The organism is Ruminococcus sp. Marseille-P328 (assembly GCF_964249465.1).
Lineage (GTDB): Bacteria > Bacillota > Clostridia > Lachnospirales > Lachnospiraceae > Blautia_A > Blautia_A faecis.
In genome coordinates this window covers 53,425-76,142 of the sequence record NZ_CAXUBQ010000009.1, presented here as the reverse complement: position 1 = coordinate 76,142, position 22,718 = coordinate 53,425, and the positions used below count along the sequence as shown (strand labels likewise).

Below are 22,718 nucleotides of genomic sequence, written 5' to 3'. Positions count from 1 at the left end.
TTTTGCATGAAGCTGAGCAAATTTTGCAATAAAATTTCCCTGATTCTCCAGGCACTCTGGTGCGCAGTGCTCTATTTCCTTATAGAGGCACTGTGCCGCCATTCTGTAGTGGAGGCCTGGGATTATATGACGGGAAAACCGTTGGTATTTGCTTATAATACGATGTTTATTTTTACTACAATGCTGATCGTTTATCTGTTTCACAGGCGGTGCTTTTGGAGAGTTGTGGTTTCCGTTTTTTGGCTGTTTCTGGGAATCGTAAACTGTATTCTTCTGATGAACCGTGTTACACCATTTACCGGACCGGATCTGCATATGCTGACGGATGGTATTGCAATCATGCAGAAATATCTGCCGTTTTATGGTGTGGTGATCGGATGTATTTTGATCGGAATTGTGGTGCTGGGGCTTTTGATCCTACTGGTCAAGGGACCGAAGTATGAGCAGAAGATTAAGTACCGGTATGTGATTCCGCTGGTAATTGCTGGTTTTGTGGCTTTTGGAGGCGTGACACAGCTGGCTCTTGAAAAAAGGGTTTTGTCTAATTATTTTGGCAATATTGCGTTTGCTTATGAGGATTATGGTTATCCTTATTGTCTGGCGACTACTATTTTTAATACAGGCATCAGTGAGCCGAGGGATTATTCTGAGGATGAGATTAACCGGATCGAGAAGACAGAGTCCAATCTTCCAAAGACCAAGGATGATGGAAAGAGACCGAATATTCTGTTCCTTCAGCTAGAGTCTTTCTTTGACCCGACACTGGTAAATTACCTGGATATTTCTGAAGATCCAATCCCGAACTTCAGGAAGCTGATGAAAGAGTATTCTTCCGGATATTACAAGGTTCCTTCTGTTGGAGCTGGTACGGCAAATACGGAATTTGAGACCATTACAGGTATGAGTCTTCACTATTTTGGACCAGGTGAATATCCTTATAAGAGTATTCTTAAGGAGACTACCTGCGAAAGTGTGCCCTATGTTCTGAAAAATCTGGGGTATTCTACACATGCGGTACATAATAATGAAGCCAACTTCTATGGAAGAAGGTCTGTTTTCCCCAATCTGGGATTTGACACCTTTACTTCTGAAGAGTATATGGCAGATGAGAACCTGCAGAATCCTCTTGGATGGGTAAAAGACAGTGTGTTGACGGATGAGATCATTAAGTGTCTGGATTCTACTGACAGTCCGGATTATGTGTATACCATTTCCGTGCAGGGACATGGTGATTATCCAAGCGAGCCCATTCTGGACAATCCTTCTATTACAGTTTCCGGTTCTCCTACGGATGAGCTGAATTGTAAATGGGAGTACTATGTGAATCAGATTCATGAGATGGATCAGTTTGTGAAAGAGTTAACAGATGCTCTGGCAGACTATCCGGAGGATGTGATCCTGGTTATGTATGGGGATCATCTGCCGACTATGGGACTGACTGTGGAGGATCTGAAAAATAAGTATCTTTTCCAGACGGAGTATGTAATCTGGGATAATATGGGACTTACCAAGAAGGATGAGAATTTGGCTTCTTATCAGATCGCAGCAGAGGTTCTGGATAGAGTTGGTATTCATGAGGGTACGATCATGAAATATCATCAGGCAAGAAGAAATACCAAGAATTATCAGGTTGATCTGGAAACTCTTCAGTATGATGTGCTGTACGGTCAGCGATATGCTTATGGAGGAGAAAATCCTTTTGAGAGAACGAAGATGCGGATGGGACTTTATGATGTGACCTTAGATTCCATTCGGTTAGTGTCGGATACGGATTGGACTTATTATATCCAAGGCACGAATTTCACCCCGTCCAGTCAGGTGAAGCTGAATGGAGAGTGGTATGATACGGCATATGTAAGTCCGAACATGCTGGTGATCTCGGGTACGGAGCTGTCGGATTTTGACAGACTGGCAGTTGTACAGAGAAGTAACAGTTCGACGAGGAAGGCTCTTAGTAAGAGCTTTGACAGAGCGGTTTATGCATTGTATGATAGTCAGTGGAAGGTGAATTCCCGATAGGAACGTTTCCCGGCTGGGCACCTGGTCTCATCAGGTCTGCTCTGAGCGCGGTGTGCGGCCAAAAAAAATTAAAAACATCAGAATTTTGCTGAAACCGAAGAAAGGAGAGGACAAATTTGCTCCGCTGGAGCTCAGACTGTGTCCTCTCCTTTTTTAACCCCAAATTCTGCCGTATGAGATTTTTTCGGAACCTCTCTGATTTCTTCTGTGCGAGGTTTGTCGGATAAAAAGTTACGATTAGGGGTGGACTTCTGGTGTGACTATTATATAATGGTAGAGTAATGTAACGATTCAGAAGGCAGTATTCTGCCAGGCTTACTATGAGCATGAGAAGTTACGGACGAAATACGATAGATAAATGGTGGTTTAGATTATGAATTACGAGGAAGCGGTTGCTTATATTGAGGAGACTCCGAAGTTTACCAAAAAGAACAGTCTGGAGCATACGAAGGAATGTTTGAGGAGACTGGGGAATCCACAGGAGAAGTTTAAGGTGATACATGTTGCGGGAACGAATGGAAAGGGGAGTACCTGTGCGTTTCTCACATCTATTCTCAGGGAGGCAGGGTATTCCTGCGGTCTGTTTACGTCTCCCCATCTGGTGAAGATCAACGAGCGGTTTCAGATCAATGAGGTGAATATTGATGATGACACCTTTTTGAAAGCTTTTGAGAGAGTGAAAGTGCTGGCGGACGAGCTTGTGGCTGAAGGTAGTTACCATCCTACTTATTTTGAGATGCTGTTTCTTATGGGAATGGTGATCTTTGCAGAGGCAGGGGTGGACTATGTGACTTTGGAAACCGGGCTTGGCGGAAGGCTGGATGCGACTACAGCGGTAGAGAATCCTGTGGCTTGCGTGATCACATCTATCAGTCTGGATCATATGCAGTTTTTGGGAAATACGGTAAGAGAGATTGCAGGGGAGAAGGCTGGAATCATTGTTCCGGGAGTTCCTGTAATCTATGATGGAAATGACAAGGATGCGGCAGAAGTGATCGCTGCGAAGGCAAAGGAGCTTGGAAGTCCGGCTTATAAAGTAATTCAGGCTGGAGCAAAGGTACTGGGAAATAATAAAGACGGCATTGATTTTTCCCTGGAGGACGATTATTATGGGGATACCAGGTTCCATATTCCTTTTATTGCATGGTATCAGGTGATGAACGCATCTCTGGCGCTTACAACTATGGAAGTGCTGAAAGACAGGATTCCGGTGACCATGGAACAGCTGCAGGCAGGAATTGCAAATACCAGATGGCAGGGCAGAATGGAGACCATTTTGCCGGGCGTGATCGTGGATGGTGCACATAATGAGGATGGCGTGCGTAGGTTTGTGGAGACTGCAGAGCGGTTTCAGAAGGAGTATCCGCTGACACTTTTATTTTCTGCTGTGAATGATAAGGATTACCAGGATATGATCCATACAATTTGCAGCAGGATAAAATTCCGTAAAGTTGTGACCACAGAGGTTGGGGGATACCGTGAGGTGCCGTCTGCGGAGCTGGCAGAGATCTTTTGCAAAGAAGGCTGTAAGGATGTTGGAAACTCTGATAATATTGAAGAAGCTTTTCATATGGCGCACGAGGCCAAAGGAGAGGCCGGAATGCTGTTCTGCGTGGGTTCTCTTTACCTGGTGGGAGAGATTAAGACACTCTTGTTGAAAAAGTAAATTGTCTGCAGAAAAAAGAAAACATGGGATTTCTGGTTGATTTTTCAGAAGTCTGTGGAGGAATTTTATGATCGATTACGAAGAGGAACTGAAGAAATTTGAGCCCTGTCTGGATGTGACAGACGCGGAAGAGGCTATTTACGATAGAGAGCTGACGGATATTCTGGACATTCTTCAGGAAATGCTCAGGGAGTCCAAAAGCGGACGCAGGATGAAATAGAATAGGAGATACTTAATGAACTGTATGAATTGCGGCGCGTTCCTGGCTGATAAGGATCTGGATTACTGTCCTCATTGCGGGTGCAACGTCCTGATCCAGAAAAAGGTGGAGTATCTATCCAAACTTTATTACAATCAGGGCTTGGAGAAGGCCAGTATCCGGGACCTTTCAGGAGCCGTTAACTGTCTGAAGCAGAGCCTTACCTTTAACAAGAGAAATATCCAGGCGAGAAATCTTCTGGGTCTTGTGTATTTTGAAATGGGAGAGGTGGTTGCTGCTCTTAGCGAGTGGGTGATCAGTAAGAATCTGCAGCCTACCCGGAATATTGCGAATGAATATATTAATCGTCTTCAGGCGAATTCGAATAAACTGGATGCTATTAATGAGACAATAAGAAAATATAATAATGCCCTGGCTCTTTGCAGGGAAGGCCATGAGGATATGGCTGCCATTCAGCTTCGCAAAATTCTGAACCAGAATACCAAGCTGATCAAAGGTTATCATCTGCTGGCGCTGATCTATATGAAGAATCATGACTGGGGCAAGGCAAGAAGAACCTTAAAAAAGGCGGCTCGTATTGACAAGACCAATACAACTACATTACGTTTTCTTCGTGAAGTAGATGAGAGAACCGGTGTAACGACCAGACTTGAGAAACAGAAAAAAGGACTTTTTGGTGCCAAGGGCAAGACAGAAGGTTCGGATGAGATTTCCAGAAGTACTGTGGTACAGCCGGCAGTTTACAGGGAAAATTCCAGAATTTCACTGTTTGTGACACTTATGGCGGGTGTGGCAGCAGGTGCGGCTGCATTTTGGTTTCTGGCAGTTCCGGCTATCAAGCAGGGGATTTACAGAGAAGCCAATCAACAGATTGTAAAGTACAGCGAGTCTCTGGTCAGCCAGGGTGCGGAGCTTTCCAAAGCCCAGGGTGAGGCGAAGGAATCCGGAGATGTGGCAGAGGAAATCACCCAGCAGCTTGATGCCGAGCAGAAGAAGAGCACCAGTTATCAGGCACTTCTGAATGCGTATGCAGCTTATACACAGAATGAGTATGATGCAGCTGCGTTGGAAATCCAGAAGGTTTATGAAGATCAGCTGGGAGATGATGTAATGGGAATTTATAATACTATCTGTTCAGCTACTGGTGTGTCTGGAATCACGGAAGACAGTAAGTCTGAGGGCAGCGAAGATTCCTCTGATTCCGAAAGCAATGATGGAACTGACAATACAACAGAAGGCTCTGAAACGGATTCCTCTGGTTATGACAGTTCTTACAATAATGCATCTGGTGACAGTGGGTATGATGAATCCGGATATTCTGATTACAGCGACGAAAACGGATATTATGATGAAAATGGTGATTTTCAGTATTATGAATAAAAATTTCTGAATTACAATAATGAGAAACCTCTGAACCGGGGATGTGCGGGATAGACCTGCACATCTCTTTTTCTTTTTCCTGTGCAGAGGGTCAAAATAGAGTAAAAAAGGGGGATTTTATTTATGAAACCTGTTTTTGAAACTACGGGAACCTGTCTGAATATTAAACTGCCTGAGGAACTGGATCATCCGGCTTCTGAGCTGATCCGGAGAGAATCAGACAGGATTATGGGAAAAATATATATCAGAACCATTTGTTTTGACTTTGGAAATACTGTTTTTATGGACAGTTCGGGCGTAGGTTTGATCATGGGGAGATACCGGGCTCTGGGGATGCGTTCTGGCTGCATGAAGGCCTGCCATGTAAGCGGATATATTGAAAAATTGCTGCGGCTTTCAGGTGTGAGTAAATTTCTGGAACTGGAAAGAACAGAAAATGAGATGCAGCTGGAAGGGAGGGGAGTCTGATGGGAAATTCCAACGAAATGACCATTATTTTTGACAGCCGTTCGGAGAATGAAGGGTTGGCAAGGGTAGCTGCTGCGGCATTTTGCACCCAGCTGAACCCCACACTGGAGGAAGTAGCAGATTTGAAAACGGCTGTGTCAGAGGCTGTAACCAACTGTATCATTCATGGCTATCAAGGCGAGGTACATAAGATACGGATGAAGTGTGTCAGAAAAGAGAGAACAATTTATCTGGATATTGAGGATGATGGCATAGGGATTGCAGATGTGGAAAAAGCAATGGAGCCCTTATATACGACCCGCGCTGATCAGGACAGGTCAGGAATGGGGTTTACTTTTATGGAAGCATTTATGGATGAGGTTAAAGTCACCTCACAGGTTGGAAAAGGAACCTGTGTGCATATGAGCAAAAAAATCGGTAATTGATCAGGAGGAAGCATGGATCACACTCTTGCTCTCATTGGGCGCATTCACCAGGGAGATAAAGAGGCAAGAGATACTTTGTTTTCGGAAAATATGGGACTGGTGTATAGTGTTGCCAGGCGTTTTCTGGGGAGAGGGGTGGAAATGGAGGACCTTTTTCAAATTGGAAGCATCGGGCTTTTGAAGGCTGTAGATCATTTCAATCCTGAATTTGATGTGAAGTTTTCTACTTATGCAGTACCAATGATCATTGGAGAGATTAAGCGGTTTCTTAGGGATGATGGAATTCTGAAGGTGAGCCGCTCCATAAAAGAGAATCAATATAAGATCTGTAAAATGAGGGAGGAACTGGAGAAAAAATTAGGCCGTGAGCCGGATCTAAGAGAACTTTCAGATGCTATGGATATGCCGATGGAAGAATTGGCGATGACGCTGGAATCGGCTGCAGAGGTGGATTCTATTTACAAGATTGTGTATCAGGGAGATGGAACGGATTTGCAGCTTGTGGACAGGCTTCCGGAAAAAGAGGATCGCCATGAAAAGCTTTTGAACCGGATTTTTCTGGAGGAAATTCTGGAAAAATTGGAAGGAGAGGAGAAAAGACTGATTGTATTTCGGTATTTTCAGGATATGACACAGACAGAGGTTGCAAAAAAAATGGGAATGTCCCAGGTTCAGATTTCCAGGATGGAGAAAAGGATATTGAAGAAGCTGAGAGAAATCTCCCACAAATTGTGATGCACATTTTGCAGAGAGCCTTTTTCAAACACGCTCTGGAAAAGGAGAAAAAAGCAAAGTATTTTCTCATATTTTCCAGAGCATTATTGGGTGTTAGAATTTAATCTCTTTTCCTTCCAGACGCCACTGTCTGAACTCTGCAGAAGCAGAGAGAAGCAGGTCAGAAGATGAGTTAAGGGCTGTCTCAACTGAGTCCTGGATAACTCCGATAATAAAGCCTACGGCTACAACCTGCATGGAAATGTCGTCAGAAATTCCGAAAAGGGAGCAGGCCATAGGAATCAGAAGGAGGGATCCGCCGGCAACACCAGAAGCACCACATGCAGAAAGGGCTGCAAGAAGGCTGAGGATGATAGCTGTTGGGATATCAACGTGGATTCCAAGGGTAAAAGCAGTTGCCATTGTCATAACGGTGATGGTGATAGCAGCTCCGTCCATGTTGATGGTTGCACCAAGAGGAATGGTTACGGAATAGGTGTCACGGTCGAGCCCCATCTCCTCACAGGCTTTCATATTTACTGGAATATTGGCAGCAGAACTTCTGGTGAAGAATGCGGTGATGGCACTTTTTTTTAGGCAGTGCAGAATCAGCGGATATGGATTCTTTCGGATACACCAGTAAACCAGAAGCGGGTTTGTTACAAAGTAGATGAAAAGCATGCTGCCTACCAACAGCAACAGTAGTCTTCCATAGGTAGTGAAAATGTCTAATCCATTGGTGGATACGGTGTTAAATACCAGACCGAAGATTCCGAAGGGTGCCAGGTTGATGATCCAGCTGACCACCAGGGATATTCCGTCTGCAATGTCAGCAAGGACTTTTTTTGTGGTGTTATTTGCTGTACGAAGGGCAAGACCAAGAAGGATGGCCCAGGTAAGGATACCTACATAGTTTGCATTCACCAGGGAAGATACCGGGTTGGCAACAATATTCAGAAGAAGGTTGCTGAGGACTTCCACAATACCCTGTGGGGCACTGGCGTCTGCGGCTGCATTGGTAAGTGTCAGGTGTACAGGGAAAATCATGCTGGCGAAAACGGCAATCACAGCTGCCAGTACAGTGCTGAACATGTAAAGGGCAACTACTGTTTTGATAACGCCGCCATGGGATTTTCCTGCGTTGCACAGTGAACTGAGAACCAGAAAGAATACCAGAAGGGGTGCGATGGCTTTCAGAGCACCTACAAATACATCGCCAAGGATGGCAATGCTGGTTGCACCGGGGGCTGCAACTCCAAGGATGGCACCAAGAATCAGACCAACGACGATTCGTTTCACCAGTGCAATCCCGGTCCATTTGTTCCATAAATTTTTCATTTGTTTCTTTACCTCTTTCCCTCTTTAATTTGATAAAAGATTAATTAATTATATAGTATGCAGGGAGGATTCGCAATAAAATATATGATGAAATTAATGAAAATGAGAGACTTTTTTGAAAAAAAGAAAAAATAGAGAAAAAAATCCGGGTAAGGAGGAGCATAAAAACCTCTTACCCGGGTTTGCAAATTAAAAAAATTATTTAGCAGCAGCCTGTTTGCCAAACAGTGTATTCTTGTACTTGGAAAGTGCAGTGAGAAGTACCATTCCAAAGATTCCGCAGGAAATGATCTCTCCGGCACCTACCGTAAGCATCATAAGTGGAATCGGAAGATTGACGGAATAGCCGTAACGAAGTACGAATGGAACCAGAACTGCATTGGCTACGATTGGTGGAACTGGTGCCAGCCATTTGTTGCTGTTACGAAGTTTGTAAGTAAATACAGCTCCGATGAGGGTTGCGATGCTTCCGAATGCAATATCCAGAGGAATTGCACCGCCAAGCAGGTTGGCAAGGATACAGCCTACAAAAAGACCAGGAATGGCAGCTGGTGTGAAGAATGGAAGAATGGTCAGGGCTTCGGAAATTCGAACCTGAATCTCTCCATAACTAAACGGTGCAAACACCAGTGTCAGTACAACATAGACAGCCGCAATTAGCGCTGCCTGCACCAGAAACAGGGTACTCTTGTTTTTCATATTCATTTGTCTCCTTTAGTTTTGTTTTACGAGTGGAAGGTCACGAACACTCGATTCATTTTCGCGCTGCAATGAGTCAAGCGGCCATGCTTGCATGGACATTTGACGAATGCCGCGGAGGCATATACCGGAAGGTATATGGCCTACGCCGGGAATCGGCGGAAAAGCCGCTTAAGACCTTATTTTTCTGGGCTTTTCAACGGGCATCAGTATAACATATAGAATTCCGGTTTTCAAGAGGTTATCCCCAAAATGTTCGGAGCATACCCACATTTTCCCATATTTGCAGTGCCGTTTATACAACTTTTCCTGTAATACAGCAAAAGTTTTTAGGGTTGTTATTCTTTCTGAATCATAGTAATCTATAGATATCTTATGAAGAGAACCGCATTTGTCGGTTTGCAGGTCAGGAGGAAAAATATGCCAGATATCAGAATACAAAAATACAAAAATCCCATTATTTCTGGTTACAATCCAGATCCGTCGATTTGCAGAGTCGGGGATGATTTTTATCTTGTAAATTCAACTTTTGAATTCTATCCCGGAGTGCCGGTTTACCACAGTAAGAATCTTGTGAACTGGGAATTGATCAATTACTGTCTGAGAGATAAAGAGCAGCTTTATCTGGACGGTGTTCGGCCGTCAGGCGGAATTTATGCGCCGATGCTCTGTTACCATAACGGTGAGTTTTTTATGACCACTACCAATGTGTCACATAAGGGGCATTTGATCGTACATACCAGCGATATTTATGGGAAATGGTCAAAGCCGGTATGGATTGATCAGGGAGGGATTGATCCTACTTTGCTGTTTGATGGTGAAGATGTTTACTTCGCCTCTACTTCCAGAGATAAAGATGACAGGGATGGAATTTTTATGTGTAAAATCAATCCATACACAGGAGAAAAGCTGTCCGAAAGTGTATGTATCAGTCATGGATGCGGCGGAATCTGTCCGGAGGGACCTCATATTTACAAGCTGAATGGAAAATATTATTTGCTTCTTGCAGAGGGTGGCACAGAATATGGACATATGGTTACCATGCAAAGAGCAGATTCTCCATTTGGACCGTATGAGGCGTGTCCCCATAATCCGATTCTCAGTCACCGGGATAATCCGGATGGCTCTATTTCCTGCACTGGACATGCTGATCTGGAAGTAGATCAGAATGGAAACTGGTGGCTGGTTTGTCTGGGAATCCGGCCTTCTTGCACTCCGCAGCGAGGTCTGAAACTTCATCATCTTGGAAGAGAGACCTTTTTAAGCCCTGTAATCTGGGATAAAGAGGGTTGGCCGGTTGTTGGAAACGATGGCAGAATCGCTTTGGAAATGAAGGGACCACTTCCAGGCGACCAGGTGCAGCCGATATGCCGGGATTTTACAGATGATTTTTCGGAAGAGAAATTCAGCCTGCATTATAACTGGGTTCGAACTCCGCATATGGAAAATTATGTGCGTGATACCGCTGCCAGACGGCTTATTTTGAAAGGAACAAGCGTAACTTTAAATGACACGGATACTCCGACATGGGTCGGAATCAGGCAGAAGGAATTTGATGTTGAGGCAGATGTTGTGGTGAGTTTGAAAGGAAATTTTTCAGATGCCTGTCCGTTTTCCCAAGACAGCAACGTCAAAGGTCTAAATAAAAGAGTGGGACTGGGTACATTCTACAATCAATTTTATCATTATGAAATTTACTTAACCAGAGAGGGCGGACAGTACAAGGTTTGTTTTTCCAGGCATATTCATGATATGTTTGCAAGAACAGCTGAGAAGGTAGTATCCTCTGGGGAAAATATTCATTTTCGTATTATCGGTAATCCTCTGGAATATGATTTCTGGTACAGCGAAGATGGAAAATACTATGAGAAGCTGGGCAGCGGTTCTACTGCAGGGCTGGCTACAGAAGGAACTATGTACATGAGTTTTACCGGAACTTATATCGGAATGTTCTCAGAAAATGCGGAAGGGCATTTTAGAAATTTTTCAGTGAAGATAAATAAAAATTAATTGCTGAATAATCAAGGTTAACGGAACCCCCTGCCGGGCGGGATCGCACTGCGGCGCAAATATAAATGTGGCCGGAGGCGATCCGCTGCAGGCAGAGAATCCTGTAAATTGTGACGTACATCTTACAGAAATCCTTTTCAAACAAAGACTGTGGGAAAAAGTCTGTAAATAAGATTCTTCTATGATATGCAAGGGTGATGAGCCTGAAAATTAGGCTTTTCACTCTTCAAACACGCTTTAATCAGATCGTGAAGCGCTCTCTTGAAGCTGATAAATAGTGCCAAATCTGACTGGCAAAATGCATGGGGAAATCGAAGGATTACTTTTCCGCATCTGCAAGATTTTTCTTCAATTCGATCATTTTGTCACGCAGCTCTGCTGCCTGCTCGAAGTTCAAGTCTGCAGCAGCCTGGCGCATCTGTTTTTCCAACTGGGAGATTAGGTTCTTCAGCTCTTTTTTGCTCATGGATTCCGGATCCTTCTTCAGCTTCACTTCAGTTTCAGCAACTGCCTTGGAAACTGCAATCAGATCACGGACTGCCTTCTTAATAGTAGTAGGAGTAATTCCATGTTCCTTATTATAGGCTTCCTGGAGTTCCCTGCGACGGTTGGTTTCCTCAATGGCATTTCTCATGGAATCCGTCATCACGTCTGCATACATGATAACGTGTCCTTCGCTGTTTCGGGCAGCACGGCCAATGGTCTGGATCAGGGAAGTCTCAGAACGAAGGAAGCCCTCCTTGTCTGCATCCAGAATAGCAACCAGAGTGATCTCAGGAATATCAAGTCCTTCTCGCAGAAGGTTAATGCCTACAAGCACATCAAATACATCCAGACGCATGTCGCGGATGATTTCTGCACGCTCCAGGGTATCAATATCCGAATGAAGATAACGGACACGGATTCCCACATCTTTCATATACTGGGTAAGATCCTCGGCCATTCGTTTGGTGAGAGTTGTGATCAGCACTTTGTTTTTTCTGGAGGTTTCTTTCGTTATTTCAGAAATCAGGTCGTCTATCTGTCCCTCTACAGGGCGCACCTCCACTTTCGGATCCAGAAGACCGGTAGGACGGATGATCTGCTCGGCGCGGAGAAGCTCATGGTCGTATTCATAATCTCCCGGGGTAGCAGATACAAACAAAACCTGGTCAAGTTTATTCTCAAATTCTTCAAAACTCAGAGGGCGGTTATCCTTGGCAGAGGGCAGACGGAAACCATAGTCTACCAATGTCTGTTTACGGTTCTGGTCGCCAGCATACATAGCGCCAACCTGTGGGACTGTCTTGTGCGACTCATCAATAATAAGAAGAAAATCATCCCCGAAATAATCCAGCAGAGTATAAGGTGGCTGCCCTGGCTCCAGTCCGGAAAGATGACGGGAATAGTTCTCAATACCGGAGCAGAAGCCGGTTTCTTTCATCATTTCAATATCAAAGTTGGTACGCTCGGAGATACGCTGGGCTTCCAGAAGCTTGTCTTCGCTTTTAAAGTAGTCTACCCGTTCTTTTAATTCCTCTTCAATGGCAATGGCTGCTTTCTGAATCTGCTCCGCTGGTACTACATAATGGGAAGCAGGGAAAATACCGATGTGCGCAAGCTGGCATTTGATTTCTCCGGTGAGCACATCAATCTCAGAGATACGGTCAATCTCATCTCCGAAAAACTCCACTCTGACAGCGGTATCTGAGCTGTTAGCCGGAAAAATCTCCAGAGTGTCGCCACGAACGCGGAAGGTACTTCGGTGGAAGTCCATTTCATTTCGGGTGTACTGAATGTCGATCAGCTCCCGGATAACCTCATCACGATCCTTAGTCATGCCAGGACGCAGGGAAATCATCATGTCCTGAAATTCCTGAGGAGAACCCAATCCATAGATACAGGACACAGAAGAGATGATAATAACATCTTTTCGCTCTGACATGGCGGCAGTGGCAGAAAGACGGAGCTTGTCAATTTCATCATTGATCGCAGAGTCCTTGGCAATATAAGTGTCAGAAGAAGGCACATATGCTTCTGGCTGGTAATAATCGTAATAGGAGACAAAATACTCCACCGCATTCTCCGGGAAGAATTCCTTAAACTCACCGTATAACTGTGCTGCCAGAGTTTTATTATGGGCCAGGATCAGAGTAGGCTTATTCAGCGCCTGAATAACGTTTGCCATAGTAAAAGTTTTACCAGAGCCGGTGACACCAAGCAGCGTCTCAAACTGATTTCCCTCTTTAAATCCCTTTACCAGTTTCTCAATAGCCTGTGGCTGGTCGCCGGTTGGTTTATACTCGGAATGTAATTCAAAATGATCCATATGAGTCCTTTCTTTTATAAAATCAAACACGCTTTAACTGTTTTCAGTATAGCATCCTTTTTTATAAAAGTACAGCAGAATCGAATATTTGTTCTGCCCTCTGAAATGCAGAAGCATTCCAAAACTTTAATTGACAGACATACCTATAGTGCGTTATCTTAAAAAAGAAAAGCGTGATTGTTCACGACCTGACCAGTAACACGCTTCGCGATGCGCAGAAATCATGCAGAATTATTAGGAGTGCCGGAAATGGAAGAAAAACAAAAGAATAAAAGATATGTGCTGAGGAAGCTTTTTTTTGCCTCGTTATATCTTAGTACGTTTACTTTTGGCGGCGGATATGTGATCGTTACTTTATTGAAAGAGAAATTTGTGGATCAATATCACTGGATCGATGAGGAAGAAATGCTGGATCTGGTGGCAATCGCACAGTCATCTCCAGGAGCAATTGCAGTAAACGGAGCAATTGTGGTGGGATACAAGCTTGGGGGAATACCGGGAATGCTGCTGTCGGTTCTGGGGGCTATTATTCCGCCAATGGTGATCCTGTCTCTGATTTCCTTGTTTTATGATGCATTCTGCTCTAATTATTACATAGCAGCTCTTTTGAAAGGTATGACTGCCGGCGTAGGTGCTGTGATCATTTCCGTGGTATACGACATGGGAAAAAACGTGGCGAAGTCAAAAGACTGGGTAAATGTGGTTATTATGGTCATCAGTTTTTGTGTAAGCTATTTTCTGAAGGTAAACATTATTTATATAATACTTATTGTGGCTGTATTTGGATTTGCGCGTACACTTGTGAAGGAGGGCAGCAAAAAATGATTTATCTTCAGCTCTTTTTCAGCTTCCTTCAGATCGGTGCATTAAGCTTTGGGGGCGGATATGCAGCAATGCCTCTTATACAGGAACAGGTAGTGACTATGCATGGCTGGCTTTCCATGGAAACTTTTTCGAATCTTGTGACCATTGCAGAGATGACTCCTGGCCCTATTGCAGTAAATTCTGCAACCTTTGTAGGAACCAGGATTGCGGGTCCTGGCGGCGCAGTGGTGGCTACTCTTGGCTGTATTTTACCCTCCTGTATAATTGTAACCCTGCTGGCATATATTTACACGAAATACCGGAAAATGTCCCTTCTCCAGGGAACTCTTACATCCCTTCGCCCGGCGGTTGTGGCCATGATCGCCAAGGCAGGAGTTACCATTTTAGTATCATCTTTTTTTATAAATGGTGCAGTGGAACTGTTTCGGGAAAACATATGCATTCGAATGGTGGTGTTCTTTACTGCCGCACTGGTGCTTTTAAGAAAATTTAAAATGAATCCTATTCTGGTGATGGTTTTGTGCGGTGTGGCAAATATGGTGTTTTGCGCGGCTGCCGGAAGCTGACTGGAAAAGATATGCCAGCTGACTTTCGTATATGGTGCTGCCGCAGGTAGGCTGCACCTGTGTTTAGAAGAAAAAATAAGGGGGATAACAGATTGAACATATGTGTATATGGCGCTTCAAGTGCACTGCTTAAAAACATTTATTATGAAAAAACAGAAGAGCTTGGAAGAGCAATGGGAAAAAGAGGTCACGGTCTGGTGTTTGGCGGCGGGGCTACCGGAATGATGGGAGCAGCAGCCAGAGGCGTGGCAGCAGAAAATGGTTACATACTTGGAATTGCTCCCCGATTTTTTGACCAGCCTGGAGTTCTGTATGAGAAATGCACGGAATTTATTTTCACAGAGAATATGAGAGAGCGCAAAAAACTTCTGGAAGAAAAATCAGATGCTACGATCGTAGCACCTGGCGGAATTGGTACCTACGAGGAATTTTTTGAGATTTTTACCTTGAAAAGCCTGAAACGTATTGACCGCCCAATTGTGCTGTATAACATTGACGGATATTATGACAAGATGAAAGCATTGCTGGAGTACACAGCAGAAGAGAAATTCATGGATTTTTCCGTGCTGGATCTGGTAGTCTTTCTGGATGAGCCGACAGCAGTTCTTGACTATCTGGAAAATTATAAAAAATAGAGGCTGCTATTCAGCAGGGGCTGTTTTGCGAAACATATAACTGTGAAGGTGCTGAACAGTTACAAAACGGACATGTCGCCTATGGGCGGTATTCCTATATAGGAAAGAAGATGCCAGGGAAAATTTTCTCAAGGCATCTTTTTCATTTATGCGGCAGCAAACATAAGACTGCGTTGGCAGATACCTGATAGTATCCTTGCTGTCCAAAAAAAGTATTGCAGTAAGGAGAATTTAGCCAGAATGGTAAAGTATAGGGTAAAAACTATCAAAAAAGATGAAAAAAATTTGTAAAAAATATTGACAAAAGGAATACTGAGGTGTATCTTAAGAACATAGATGTTAGCACTCCTAAATAATGAGTGCTAACAAAAGGAATTCGAAGAAGCCAGACGGAAATCAGAATCAGGTTTGACCGTCTGCTTTTCAGGAAGGAGCAGATATTTCATGGATGAAGTATTAGATGAGCGCAAACGGAAAATACTGAAAGCAATCATCAAAACTTATATGGAAACAGGCGAGCCTGTAGGCTCCAGAACTATTTCCAAGTATCCGGATCTGAATGTCAGCTCTGCTACTATCCGAAATGAGATGTCCGACCTGACGGATATGGGCTACATCGTACAGCCCCACACCTCAGCCGGAAGAATTCCATCAGATAAAGGCTATCGCCTTTATGTAGATGAGCTTACCAGGGAGAAGGAAGCCGAGATCGCAGAAATCCGTGATCTGATGATTGAGAAATCAGATAAGATGGATAAGGTGCTCAGGCAGGTGGCGAAGGTTCTTGCCACGGATACCAATTATGCGGCTATGGTTGCGGTTCCCCAGTATAAGGGAAGCACCCTGAAGTTCATTCAGCTTTCACGAGTCAATGAGCGGCAGCTGATTGCCGTAGTTGTATGTGAGGGTAATGTCATTCGGAACCAGATCATTAATATTGATGAGGAGATGGATGATCAGACGATCCTGAAGTTGAATCTTCTTCTTAACACGAACCTGAACGGCGTACCCATCCAGGATATTAATCTGGGCATGATTGCCAGATTAAAAGAACAGGCGGGTAGCCACAGTGGTGTGGTTGCAGATGTGCTGGACGCAGTTGCAGCTACAATTCACGTGGACGAAGAAGATATGAAAGTATATACGTCGGGAGCGACCAACATATTTAAGTATCCAGAGCTTGCAGATACATCCAGAGCCAGTGAGCTGATTTCTACTTTCGAGGATAAGCAGGAACTTGCGGATATGGTCCGTGAGGAAATGGGAGACTCGGAGAACACAGGAGTTCAGATATACATCGGGGATGAAGTTCCGGTACGTACCATGAAAGACTGCAGTGTGGTCACAGCTACTTATGAGCTGGGAGATGGAATGCGTGGAACTATTGGAATCATCGGTCCCAAGCGAATGGATTACGAGAATGTAGTGGACAGCTTAAAGAAATTAAAAGTCCAGCTTGACGAAATGGTAAATAAGAAAACCTAGAAAGGCGGTTGAAAGCGTGTCAGAAGAAATGAATAAAGAAGCCGAAGTACAGGAAGAAGCAGTTGACATTCCGGTAACAGACGGAAGCGAAGAAGAGGCAGCAGATACAGCCCAGACAGCAGAAGAGGAGACTTCCGAGGAACCTGCACAGACAGAAGAAACTGAGCAGTCAGATCAGGGAACCGAATCTCAGAAGGAACCGGAAACCAAGACAAAAACTTCTTTCTTCGGTAAGAAGAAAAAAGAGAAAGATAAATTTGAACAGCAGGTCGAGGAGCTTACAGACAGACTGAAGCGCAGCATGGCTGAATTCGATAACTACCGTAAAAGAACGGAGAAGGAGAAATCCAGCATGTACATCATCGGCGCCAGGGACATCGTTGAAAAAATGCTTCCGATCGTGGATAACTTCGAAAGAGGTCTTGCACAGGCACCGGAGGATGATTCATTTGCAGAAGGCATGAAGATGATCTACAGGCAGATGATGACAGCTTTTGATGAGATGGGTGTGAAGCCAATCGAGGCTGTAGGTAAGGAATTTGATCCGAATCTGCATAATGCAGTGATGCATGTGGAGGACGAATCCGTTGGCGAGAACATCGTCGTAGAGGAATTCCAGAAGGGATATACTTACAAGGATTTCGTTGTAAGACACAGTATGGTAAAAGTTGCTAATTAACAGAAAGCAGCTTGGAGAATTAAACTTCATCGACATTTTCTAAAAACAAAGTATAAATGTTACTGTTCGTGTAATGGACAGCAACCATGAATTTTTAAACAGGAGGAAAATTATCATGGGAAAAATCATTGGTATTGATTTAGGTACAACAAACAGCTGTGTAGCTGTTATGGAAGGTGGACAGCCAACCGTTATCGCAAATACAGAAGGATCCAGAACAACACCATCTGTTGTAGCATTCACAAAGACAGGTGAGCGTCTGGTAGGTGAGCCTGCAAAACGCCAGGCAGTAACAAACGCAGAGAAAACAATCTCTTCCATCAAGAGAGAGATGGGTACAGATTACCGTGTAACAATTGATGATAAGAAATATTCCCCACAGGAAATTTCCGCTATGATTCTTCAGAAACTGAAAAAAGACGCTGAAGGATACCTTGGAGAGTCTGTTACAGAAGCAGTTATCACTGTTCCGGCATATTTCAATGATGCTCAGCGTCAGGCAACCAAGGATGCTGGTAAGATTGCAGGCCTTGATGTAAAACGTATTATCAACGAGCCTACAGCAGCAGCTCTTGCATATGGTCTTGACAATGAGAAAGAGCAGAAGATCATGGTTTATGATCTTGGTGGTGGTACATTCGATGTTTCCATTATTGAGATTGGTGATGGAGTTATCGAAGTTCTGGCAACAGCTGGTAACAACCGTCTTGGTGGTGATGACTTTGACCAGAGAATTACAGACTATATGCTTTCTGAGTTCAAGAGAACAGAGGGCGTTGACTTAAGCAACGATAAGATGGCTCTTCAGAGACTGAAAGAAGCTGCTGAGAAAGCTAAGAAAGAGCTTTCTTCCGCAACAACAACCAATATCAACCTGCCATTCATCACAGCAACAGCTGAAGGACCGAAGCATTTTGATATGAACCTTACAAGAGCTAAATTTGACGAACTTACACACGATCTTGTTGAGAAAACAGCAGAGCCGGTTCGCCGTGCACTTTCTGATGCAGGTCTTACTGCTTCTGATCTTGGACAGGTGCTTCTGGTTGGTGGATCTACACGTATCCCGGCTGTACAGGATAAAGTAAGACAGTTAACTGGCAAAGAGCCAAGCAAGGCCTTGAACCCAGATGAGTGTGTTGCACTTGGTGCTTCTATCCAGGGTGGTAAGCTTTCCGGTGAGGCTGGTGCAGGTGACATCCTTCTTCTTGATGTTACTCCACTTTCCCTGTCCATCGAGACAATGGGTGGTATTGCAACACGTCTGATCGAGAGAAATACAACAATCCCGACCAAGAAGAGCCAGATTTTCTCCACAGCAGCTGATAATCAGACCGCTGTAGATATCAATGTATTACAGGGTGAGCGTCAGTTCGCGAAAGACAACAAGTCCCTTGGACAGTTCCGTCTGGATGGAATCCCGCCAGCACGTCGTGGTGTTCCGCAGATCGAGGTTACATTCGATATTGATGCCAACGGTATCGTAAATGTATCTGCTAAGGATCTTGGAACAGGTAAAGAGCAGCACATTACAATCACAGCTGGTTCTAACATGTCCGAGTCTGATATTGACAAGGCTGTTAAAGAAGCTGCTGAGTTCGAAGCTCAGGATAAGAAACGTAAAGAGGCAATTGATACAAAGAACAATGCAGACTCCATGGTATTCCAGGTTGAGAATGCACTGAAAAAAGCAGGCGATAAACTGGATGCAAATGACAAAGCTTCCGTAGAGGCTGACTTAAATGCATTAAAAGATATCCTTGCTAAATATGCAAATACAGATGAGATCGGAGATGCTCAGGTCGCTGAGATCAAAGCTGCTCAGGAGAAGATGATGGAAAGTGCTCAGAAGCTTTTCGCAAAGATGTATGAAGCACAGAACCCACAGGGTGGTGCTGGTCAGGCAGGCCCTGGACCGGACATGGGAGGAGCTTCCCAGGGCGGTAACGAGGCTGGTTACGGCGATGATGTTGTAGATGCTGACTACAAAGAGGTTTAATTGAATAATAAGTTCCAATATTTCGGAACATGAAACTACAGCCCGGTCATGATTCATGACCGGGCAGTGGTGGTGAAAGACATATTACAGAAATGCGCCGCTGGCGTCTTCCATAAGATAACCAAATACAAAAAGTTAGGAAAAGAAAGAAATCATGGCTGATAAAAGAGATTACTATGAAGTCTTAGGCGTTGATAAGAGCGCCGATGACGCTACATTAAAAAAAGCATATCGTCAGCTTGCCAAGAAGTATCATCCCGACGTAAATCCGGGAGATAAGGAAGCTGAAGCGAAATTCAAAGAGGCAACAGAGGCTTACAGCGTCTTAAGTGACCCGGACAAGAGAAGACAGTATGATCAGTTTGGTCATGCCGCTTTTGAAAACGGCGGCGGTGGCGGAGCAGGCGGTTTCGGCGGCTTTGATTTCTCCGGCGCAGACATGGGTGATATCTTCGGAGATATTTTCGGAGATCTGTTTGGAGGCGGCGGAAGCCGCAGACGTGCCAATAATGGACCTATGAAGGGTGCAAACCTGCGTGCACGCGTGAATATCACCTTTGAGGATGCTGTATTTGGCTGTGAGAAAGAACTTGAGATTACTCTGAAAGATGAATGTACTTCCTGTCACGGTTCTGGAGCTAAGGCTGGTACCTCACCGGTTACCTGTCCGAAATGTAATGGTGAAGGACAGATCGTTTACACCCAGCAGTCCATGTTTGGCATGGTTCGTAACGTTCAGGTGTGTCCGGATTGTCATGGTACTGGCAAAATTATCAAAGATAAATGTCCGGATTGCCGTGGTACCGGCTACATTTCCAATCGCAAAAAAATTAAGGTATCTATTCCAGCTGGTATTGACAATGGTCAGAGTATCCGTATCCGTGATAAAGGTGAACCTGGCACAAATGGAGGTCCGAGAGGCGATCTGCTGGTAGAAGTAAATGTAGCACGCCATCCGATTTTCCAGAGACAGGATATGAATATTTACTCTACTGCACCGATTACTTATGCACAGGCAGCGCTTGGCGGCGAAGTCAAACTGAATACAGTAGATGGAGAAGTTCTCTATGAAGTGAAACCAGGAACTCAGACAGATACCAGAATCCGTCTGAAGGGAAAAGGTGTTCCGTCCCTTCGAAACAAGAATGTTCGCGGTGATCACTACGTAACTCTGGTTGTTCAGGTACCAACCAACCTGAATGAGGACGCGAAAGAAGCTCTCCGCAAATTTGACGAGGCATGCGGCAATCGTCCTGCAGGCAGTGCCGGCGATAGCACAGAAAAGTCCGAAAAGAAGAAAAAAAGCTTCATGGACAAATTAAAAGAGACCTTTGAAGAGTAAAAAATCAGTTTTTCCATAAAAGAATAAAGAAAAGGGGAGATATCCTCTTTTCTTTTTTTGTTACTTATTGTATATTAAAGGGTAGCCGCAACGTTACTGTCCGTGCTGCTGGTCAGGAAATGAGCAGTAACATCGCAAGAGTCCGGAAAGGAGTTTTGCCTTGAAAACAAAGAAAAGAGATTTGTTAAACCGATATATCCCCCTGTGGTCTATTGTACCTCTTGTGACCATCATGGCAGTGAATTGTCTGATTTACTGGGGAAGCAGTGCGCTTACAGCTGGCAGGTATCACTTTGATTTTACGATGGCATTTGACAGGGAAGTTCCTTTACTGCCTGTATTTGTGTGGTTTTATATTCTGGCATTTCCATTCTGGGCGGTGGGGTATTTGCTGGCGGCAAGGCGTGGTAAGGATATGTTTTACCGGTTTGTTGCCACAGATCTGACCATACATTTTATTTGCTTTATCTGCTTTATTTTAATACCGACCACCAATATAAGACCGGAGATCCCAGGAAATACCCTTTCGGAAAAGATTCTCGCTCTGGTATATTCCCTGGATGGCGGGAACAGTCCTTCTAATTTGTTTCCCTCTATCCACTGCTATGTGAGCTGGATGTGCTGGAAAGGTGTGGAAGGCTCAGAGAAGGTGCCGAAATGGTATCAGAGATTTTCTCTGGTATTTGCAATTCTGATCATTATCTCTACCCAGGTGCTGAAGCAGCATTACATTGTGGATGCAGCAGCGGCGTTGCTTCTGGTAGAGTTTTTCTGGAGATTTTATCAGAAAGGGCAGCGACATAAGTGGGTTGTGCATGTTTTTGCACATAAAAAGAAGTAACATGGACATAAAAAAACAGTAATTGGTCAGGTGAATTGAAAAATCAGAATAAAGTAACAGATAACAACCGTTTCGAAAGATGTTAAAAAATACCATATTGTGATTATGAAGAAACAGCTTTCAATAAAAAGATTGGAGAAATAGTATGAAGTGGAATCGCTTTACCATCAAAACAAAAACAGAAGCAGAAGACGTTATCATCTCTGCCCTTGCAGACGTTGGAGTTGAGGGCGTAGAGATTCAGGACAAACAGCCCCTTACCGAGACAGATAAAGAGCAGATGTTTGTGGATATTATGCCGGAAGGTCCAGCGGATGATGGAATCGCCTATCTGAATTTTTATCTGGAAGAGGACACAGAAACTGCGCCTGTTCTCGAGAGAGTACGTGCTGTCCTTGAAGAAGTACGCGGATACATGGATATCGGCGAAGGCACCATCACAGAATCCCAGACAGAGGACAAAGACTGGATCAATAACTGGAAGGAATATTTCCATCAGTTCTATGTAGATGACATTCTTATTGTTCCATCCTGGGAAGAAGTGAAGGAAGAAGATAAAGATAAGATGATCCTTCACATTGATCCAGGTACAGCTTTTGGAACTGGTATGCACGAGACAACCCAGCTGGTAATTCGTCAGCTGAAGAAATTTGTGACAAAAGACACCCAGATGCTGGATGTTGGAACCGGAAGCGGTATTCTTGGAATTGTAGCTTTGAAGCTGGGCGCTGCTCATGTTGTGGGAACTGACCTTGATCCCTGTGCAATTCCGGCAGTGGCAGACAATAAAGAGGCTAACGATATTAAGGATGAGACTTTTGACATGCTCATTGGAAACATCATTGATGATAAAGAAGTTCAAGACACGGTTGGATATGAGAAATATGACATTGTAACGGCTAATATCCTGGCAGATGTACTGGTGCCTCTCACACCGGTTATCGTAAATCAGATGAAAAAGGGTGCTTACTATATCACCTCTGGAATCCTGGATGTGAAAGAAGAAGTAGTGGTAAAGGCAGTGAAAGACGCCGGGCTTCAGCTGGTTGAGGTAACCCATCAGGGAGAATGGGTATCTGTCACAGCCAGAAAGGAATAA

General features: G+C 44.2%; 20 protein-coding genes and 1 pseudogene. 18 read left to right on the top strand and 3 right to left on the bottom strand.

What is annotated here, in order from left to right; genetic code table 11:
* The first annotated feature begins 6 nt into the window (after positions 1-6).
* The 8 genes and pseudogenes from ACESTK_RS08300 to ACESTK_RS08265 all read left to right on the top strand — a co-directional run.
* Positions 7-2,019 (top strand): LTA synthase family protein, encoded by a 2,013-nt coding sequence (locus tag ACESTK_RS08300; protein WP_373119447.1) that lies wholly within the window; start codon positions 7-9, stop codon positions 2,017-2,019.
* A 373-nt stretch (positions 2,020-2,392) separates the two neighbouring features.
* Entirely contained in the window at positions 2,393-3,685 is a 1,293-nt protein-coding gene (locus ACESTK_RS08295) for a folylpolyglutamate synthase/dihydrofolate synthase family protein (RefSeq protein ID WP_373119446.1), read from the top strand.
* Between the two features lie 67 nt (positions 3,686-3,752).
* On the top strand, positions 3,753-3,905 hold the full coding sequence (locus tag ACESTK_RS08290) for a hypothetical protein (RefSeq protein ID WP_021925740.1): 153 nt from the start codon (positions 3,753-3,755) through the stop codon (positions 3,903-3,905).
* A 15-nt stretch (positions 3,906-3,920) separates the two neighbouring features.
* Positions 3,921-5,285, top strand: a complete 1,365-nt coding sequence (locus ACESTK_RS08285; protein ID WP_173769593.1) for a lipopolysaccharide assembly protein LapB — start codon at positions 3,921-3,923, stop codon at positions 5,283-5,285.
* Between the two features lie 123 nt (positions 5,286-5,408).
* Positions 5,409-5,753, top strand: coding sequence for an STAS domain-containing protein (locus tag ACESTK_RS08280; RefSeq protein ID WP_148461256.1), 345 nt, complete (start codon positions 5,409-5,411; stop codon positions 5,751-5,753).
* On the top strand, positions 5,753-6,178 hold the full coding sequence (gene spoIIAB / locus ACESTK_RS08275) for an anti-sigma F factor (RefSeq protein ID WP_373119444.1): 426 nt from the start codon (positions 5,753-5,755) through the stop codon (positions 6,176-6,178). The genes ACESTK_RS08280 and spoIIAB overlap by 1 nt, the downstream gene beginning before the upstream one ends.
* Before the next feature lie 12 nt (positions 6,179-6,190).
* Positions 6,191-6,913, top strand: coding sequence for a SigB/SigF/SigG family RNA polymerase sigma factor (locus ACESTK_RS08270; protein WP_173735236.1), 723 nt, complete (start codon positions 6,191-6,193; stop codon positions 6,911-6,913).
* A 13-nt stretch (positions 6,914-6,926) separates the two neighbouring features.
* Positions 6,927-7,010, top strand: a pseudogene (locus tag ACESTK_RS08265) (hypothetical protein); the annotation flags it as partial.
* Here ACESTK_RS08265 and sstT read toward each other — a convergent pair.
* Both sstT and ACESTK_RS08255 read right to left on the bottom strand, forming a co-directional pair.
* Positions 7,007-8,230, bottom strand: a complete 1,224-nt coding sequence (gene sstT, locus ACESTK_RS08260; RefSeq protein ID WP_118578572.1) for a serine/threonine transporter SstT — start codon at positions 8,228-8,230, stop codon at positions 7,007-7,009. The pseudogene ACESTK_RS08265 and the gene sstT sit on opposite strands and share 4 nt — an antisense overlap.
* Positions 8,231-8,428: 198 nt before the next feature.
* Positions 8,429-8,929, bottom strand: a complete 501-nt coding sequence (locus tag ACESTK_RS08255) for a QueT transporter family protein (RefSeq protein ID WP_148461260.1) — start codon at positions 8,927-8,929, stop codon at positions 8,429-8,431.
* A gap of 420 nt (positions 8,930-9,349) precedes the next feature.
* Here ACESTK_RS08255 and ACESTK_RS08250 point away from each other — a divergent pair, with 420 nt between their 5' ends.
* Positions 9,350-10,939 carry a glycoside hydrolase family 43 protein gene (locus ACESTK_RS08250; protein WP_373119441.1) on the top strand — a complete coding sequence of 530 codons (1,590 nt, stop codon included), beginning with the start codon at positions 9,350-9,352 and terminating at the stop codon, positions 10,937-10,939.
* A 319-nt stretch (positions 10,940-11,258) separates the two neighbouring features.
* Here the strand turns inward: ACESTK_RS08250 and uvrB are convergent, their stop codons facing one another.
* Complete coding sequence (uvrB, locus tag ACESTK_RS08245; protein ID WP_226837683.1) at positions 11,259-13,247, bottom strand: excinuclease ABC subunit UvrB; 1,989 nt, start codon at positions 13,245-13,247, stop codon at positions 11,259-11,261.
* Between the two features lie 249 nt (positions 13,248-13,496).
* On the opposite strand from uvrB, the gene ACESTK_RS08240 reads away from it, so the two are divergent.
* From ACESTK_RS08240 to prmA, 9 genes are all read left to right on the top strand, one after another.
* Positions 13,497-14,072 carry a chromate transporter gene (locus ACESTK_RS08240; RefSeq protein WP_294429552.1) on the top strand — a complete coding sequence of 192 codons (576 nt, stop codon included), beginning with the start codon at positions 13,497-13,499 and terminating at the stop codon, positions 14,070-14,072.
* Complete coding sequence (locus tag ACESTK_RS08235) at positions 14,069-14,638, top strand: chromate transporter (protein WP_373119439.1); 570 nt, start codon at positions 14,069-14,071, stop codon at positions 14,636-14,638. Before ACESTK_RS08240 ends, ACESTK_RS08235 begins: the two co-directional genes overlap by 4 nt.
* A 92-nt stretch (positions 14,639-14,730) precedes the next feature.
* Entirely contained in the window at positions 14,731-15,273 is a 543-nt protein-coding gene (locus ACESTK_RS08230) for a TIGR00730 family Rossman fold protein (RefSeq protein WP_118578562.1), read from the top strand.
* Positions 15,274-15,717: 444 nt separating this feature from the next.
* Positions 15,718-16,758, top strand: a complete 1,041-nt coding sequence (gene hrcA / locus ACESTK_RS08225; protein WP_187564996.1) for a heat-inducible transcriptional repressor HrcA — start codon at positions 15,718-15,720, stop codon at positions 16,756-16,758.
* A 16-nt stretch (positions 16,759-16,774) separates the two neighbouring features.
* Entirely contained in the window at positions 16,775-17,437 is a 663-nt protein-coding gene (grpE, locus tag ACESTK_RS08220; protein WP_373119437.1) for a nucleotide exchange factor GrpE, read from the top strand.
* A gap of 115 nt (positions 17,438-17,552) precedes the next feature.
* Positions 17,553-19,436, top strand: a complete 1,884-nt coding sequence (gene dnaK, locus ACESTK_RS08215) for a molecular chaperone DnaK (RefSeq protein ID WP_373119435.1) — start codon at positions 17,553-17,555, stop codon at positions 19,434-19,436.
* Positions 19,437-19,590: 154 nt separating this feature from the next.
* A complete protein-coding gene (gene dnaJ, locus ACESTK_RS08210) occupies positions 19,591-20,778 on the top strand; it encodes a molecular chaperone DnaJ (protein WP_118578560.1) in 1,188 nt (395 codons plus the stop codon).
* Between the two features lie 160 nt (positions 20,779-20,938).
* Positions 20,939-21,619, top strand: coding sequence for a phosphatase PAP2 family protein (locus ACESTK_RS08205; protein ID WP_226815525.1), 681 nt, complete (start codon positions 20,939-20,941; stop codon positions 21,617-21,619).
* A 145-nt stretch (positions 21,620-21,764) separates the two neighbouring features.
* Positions 21,765-22,718 carry a 50S ribosomal protein L11 methyltransferase gene (gene prmA, locus ACESTK_RS08200; RefSeq protein ID WP_173716406.1) on the top strand — a complete coding sequence of 318 codons (954 nt, stop codon included), beginning with the start codon at positions 21,765-21,767 and terminating at the stop codon, positions 22,716-22,718.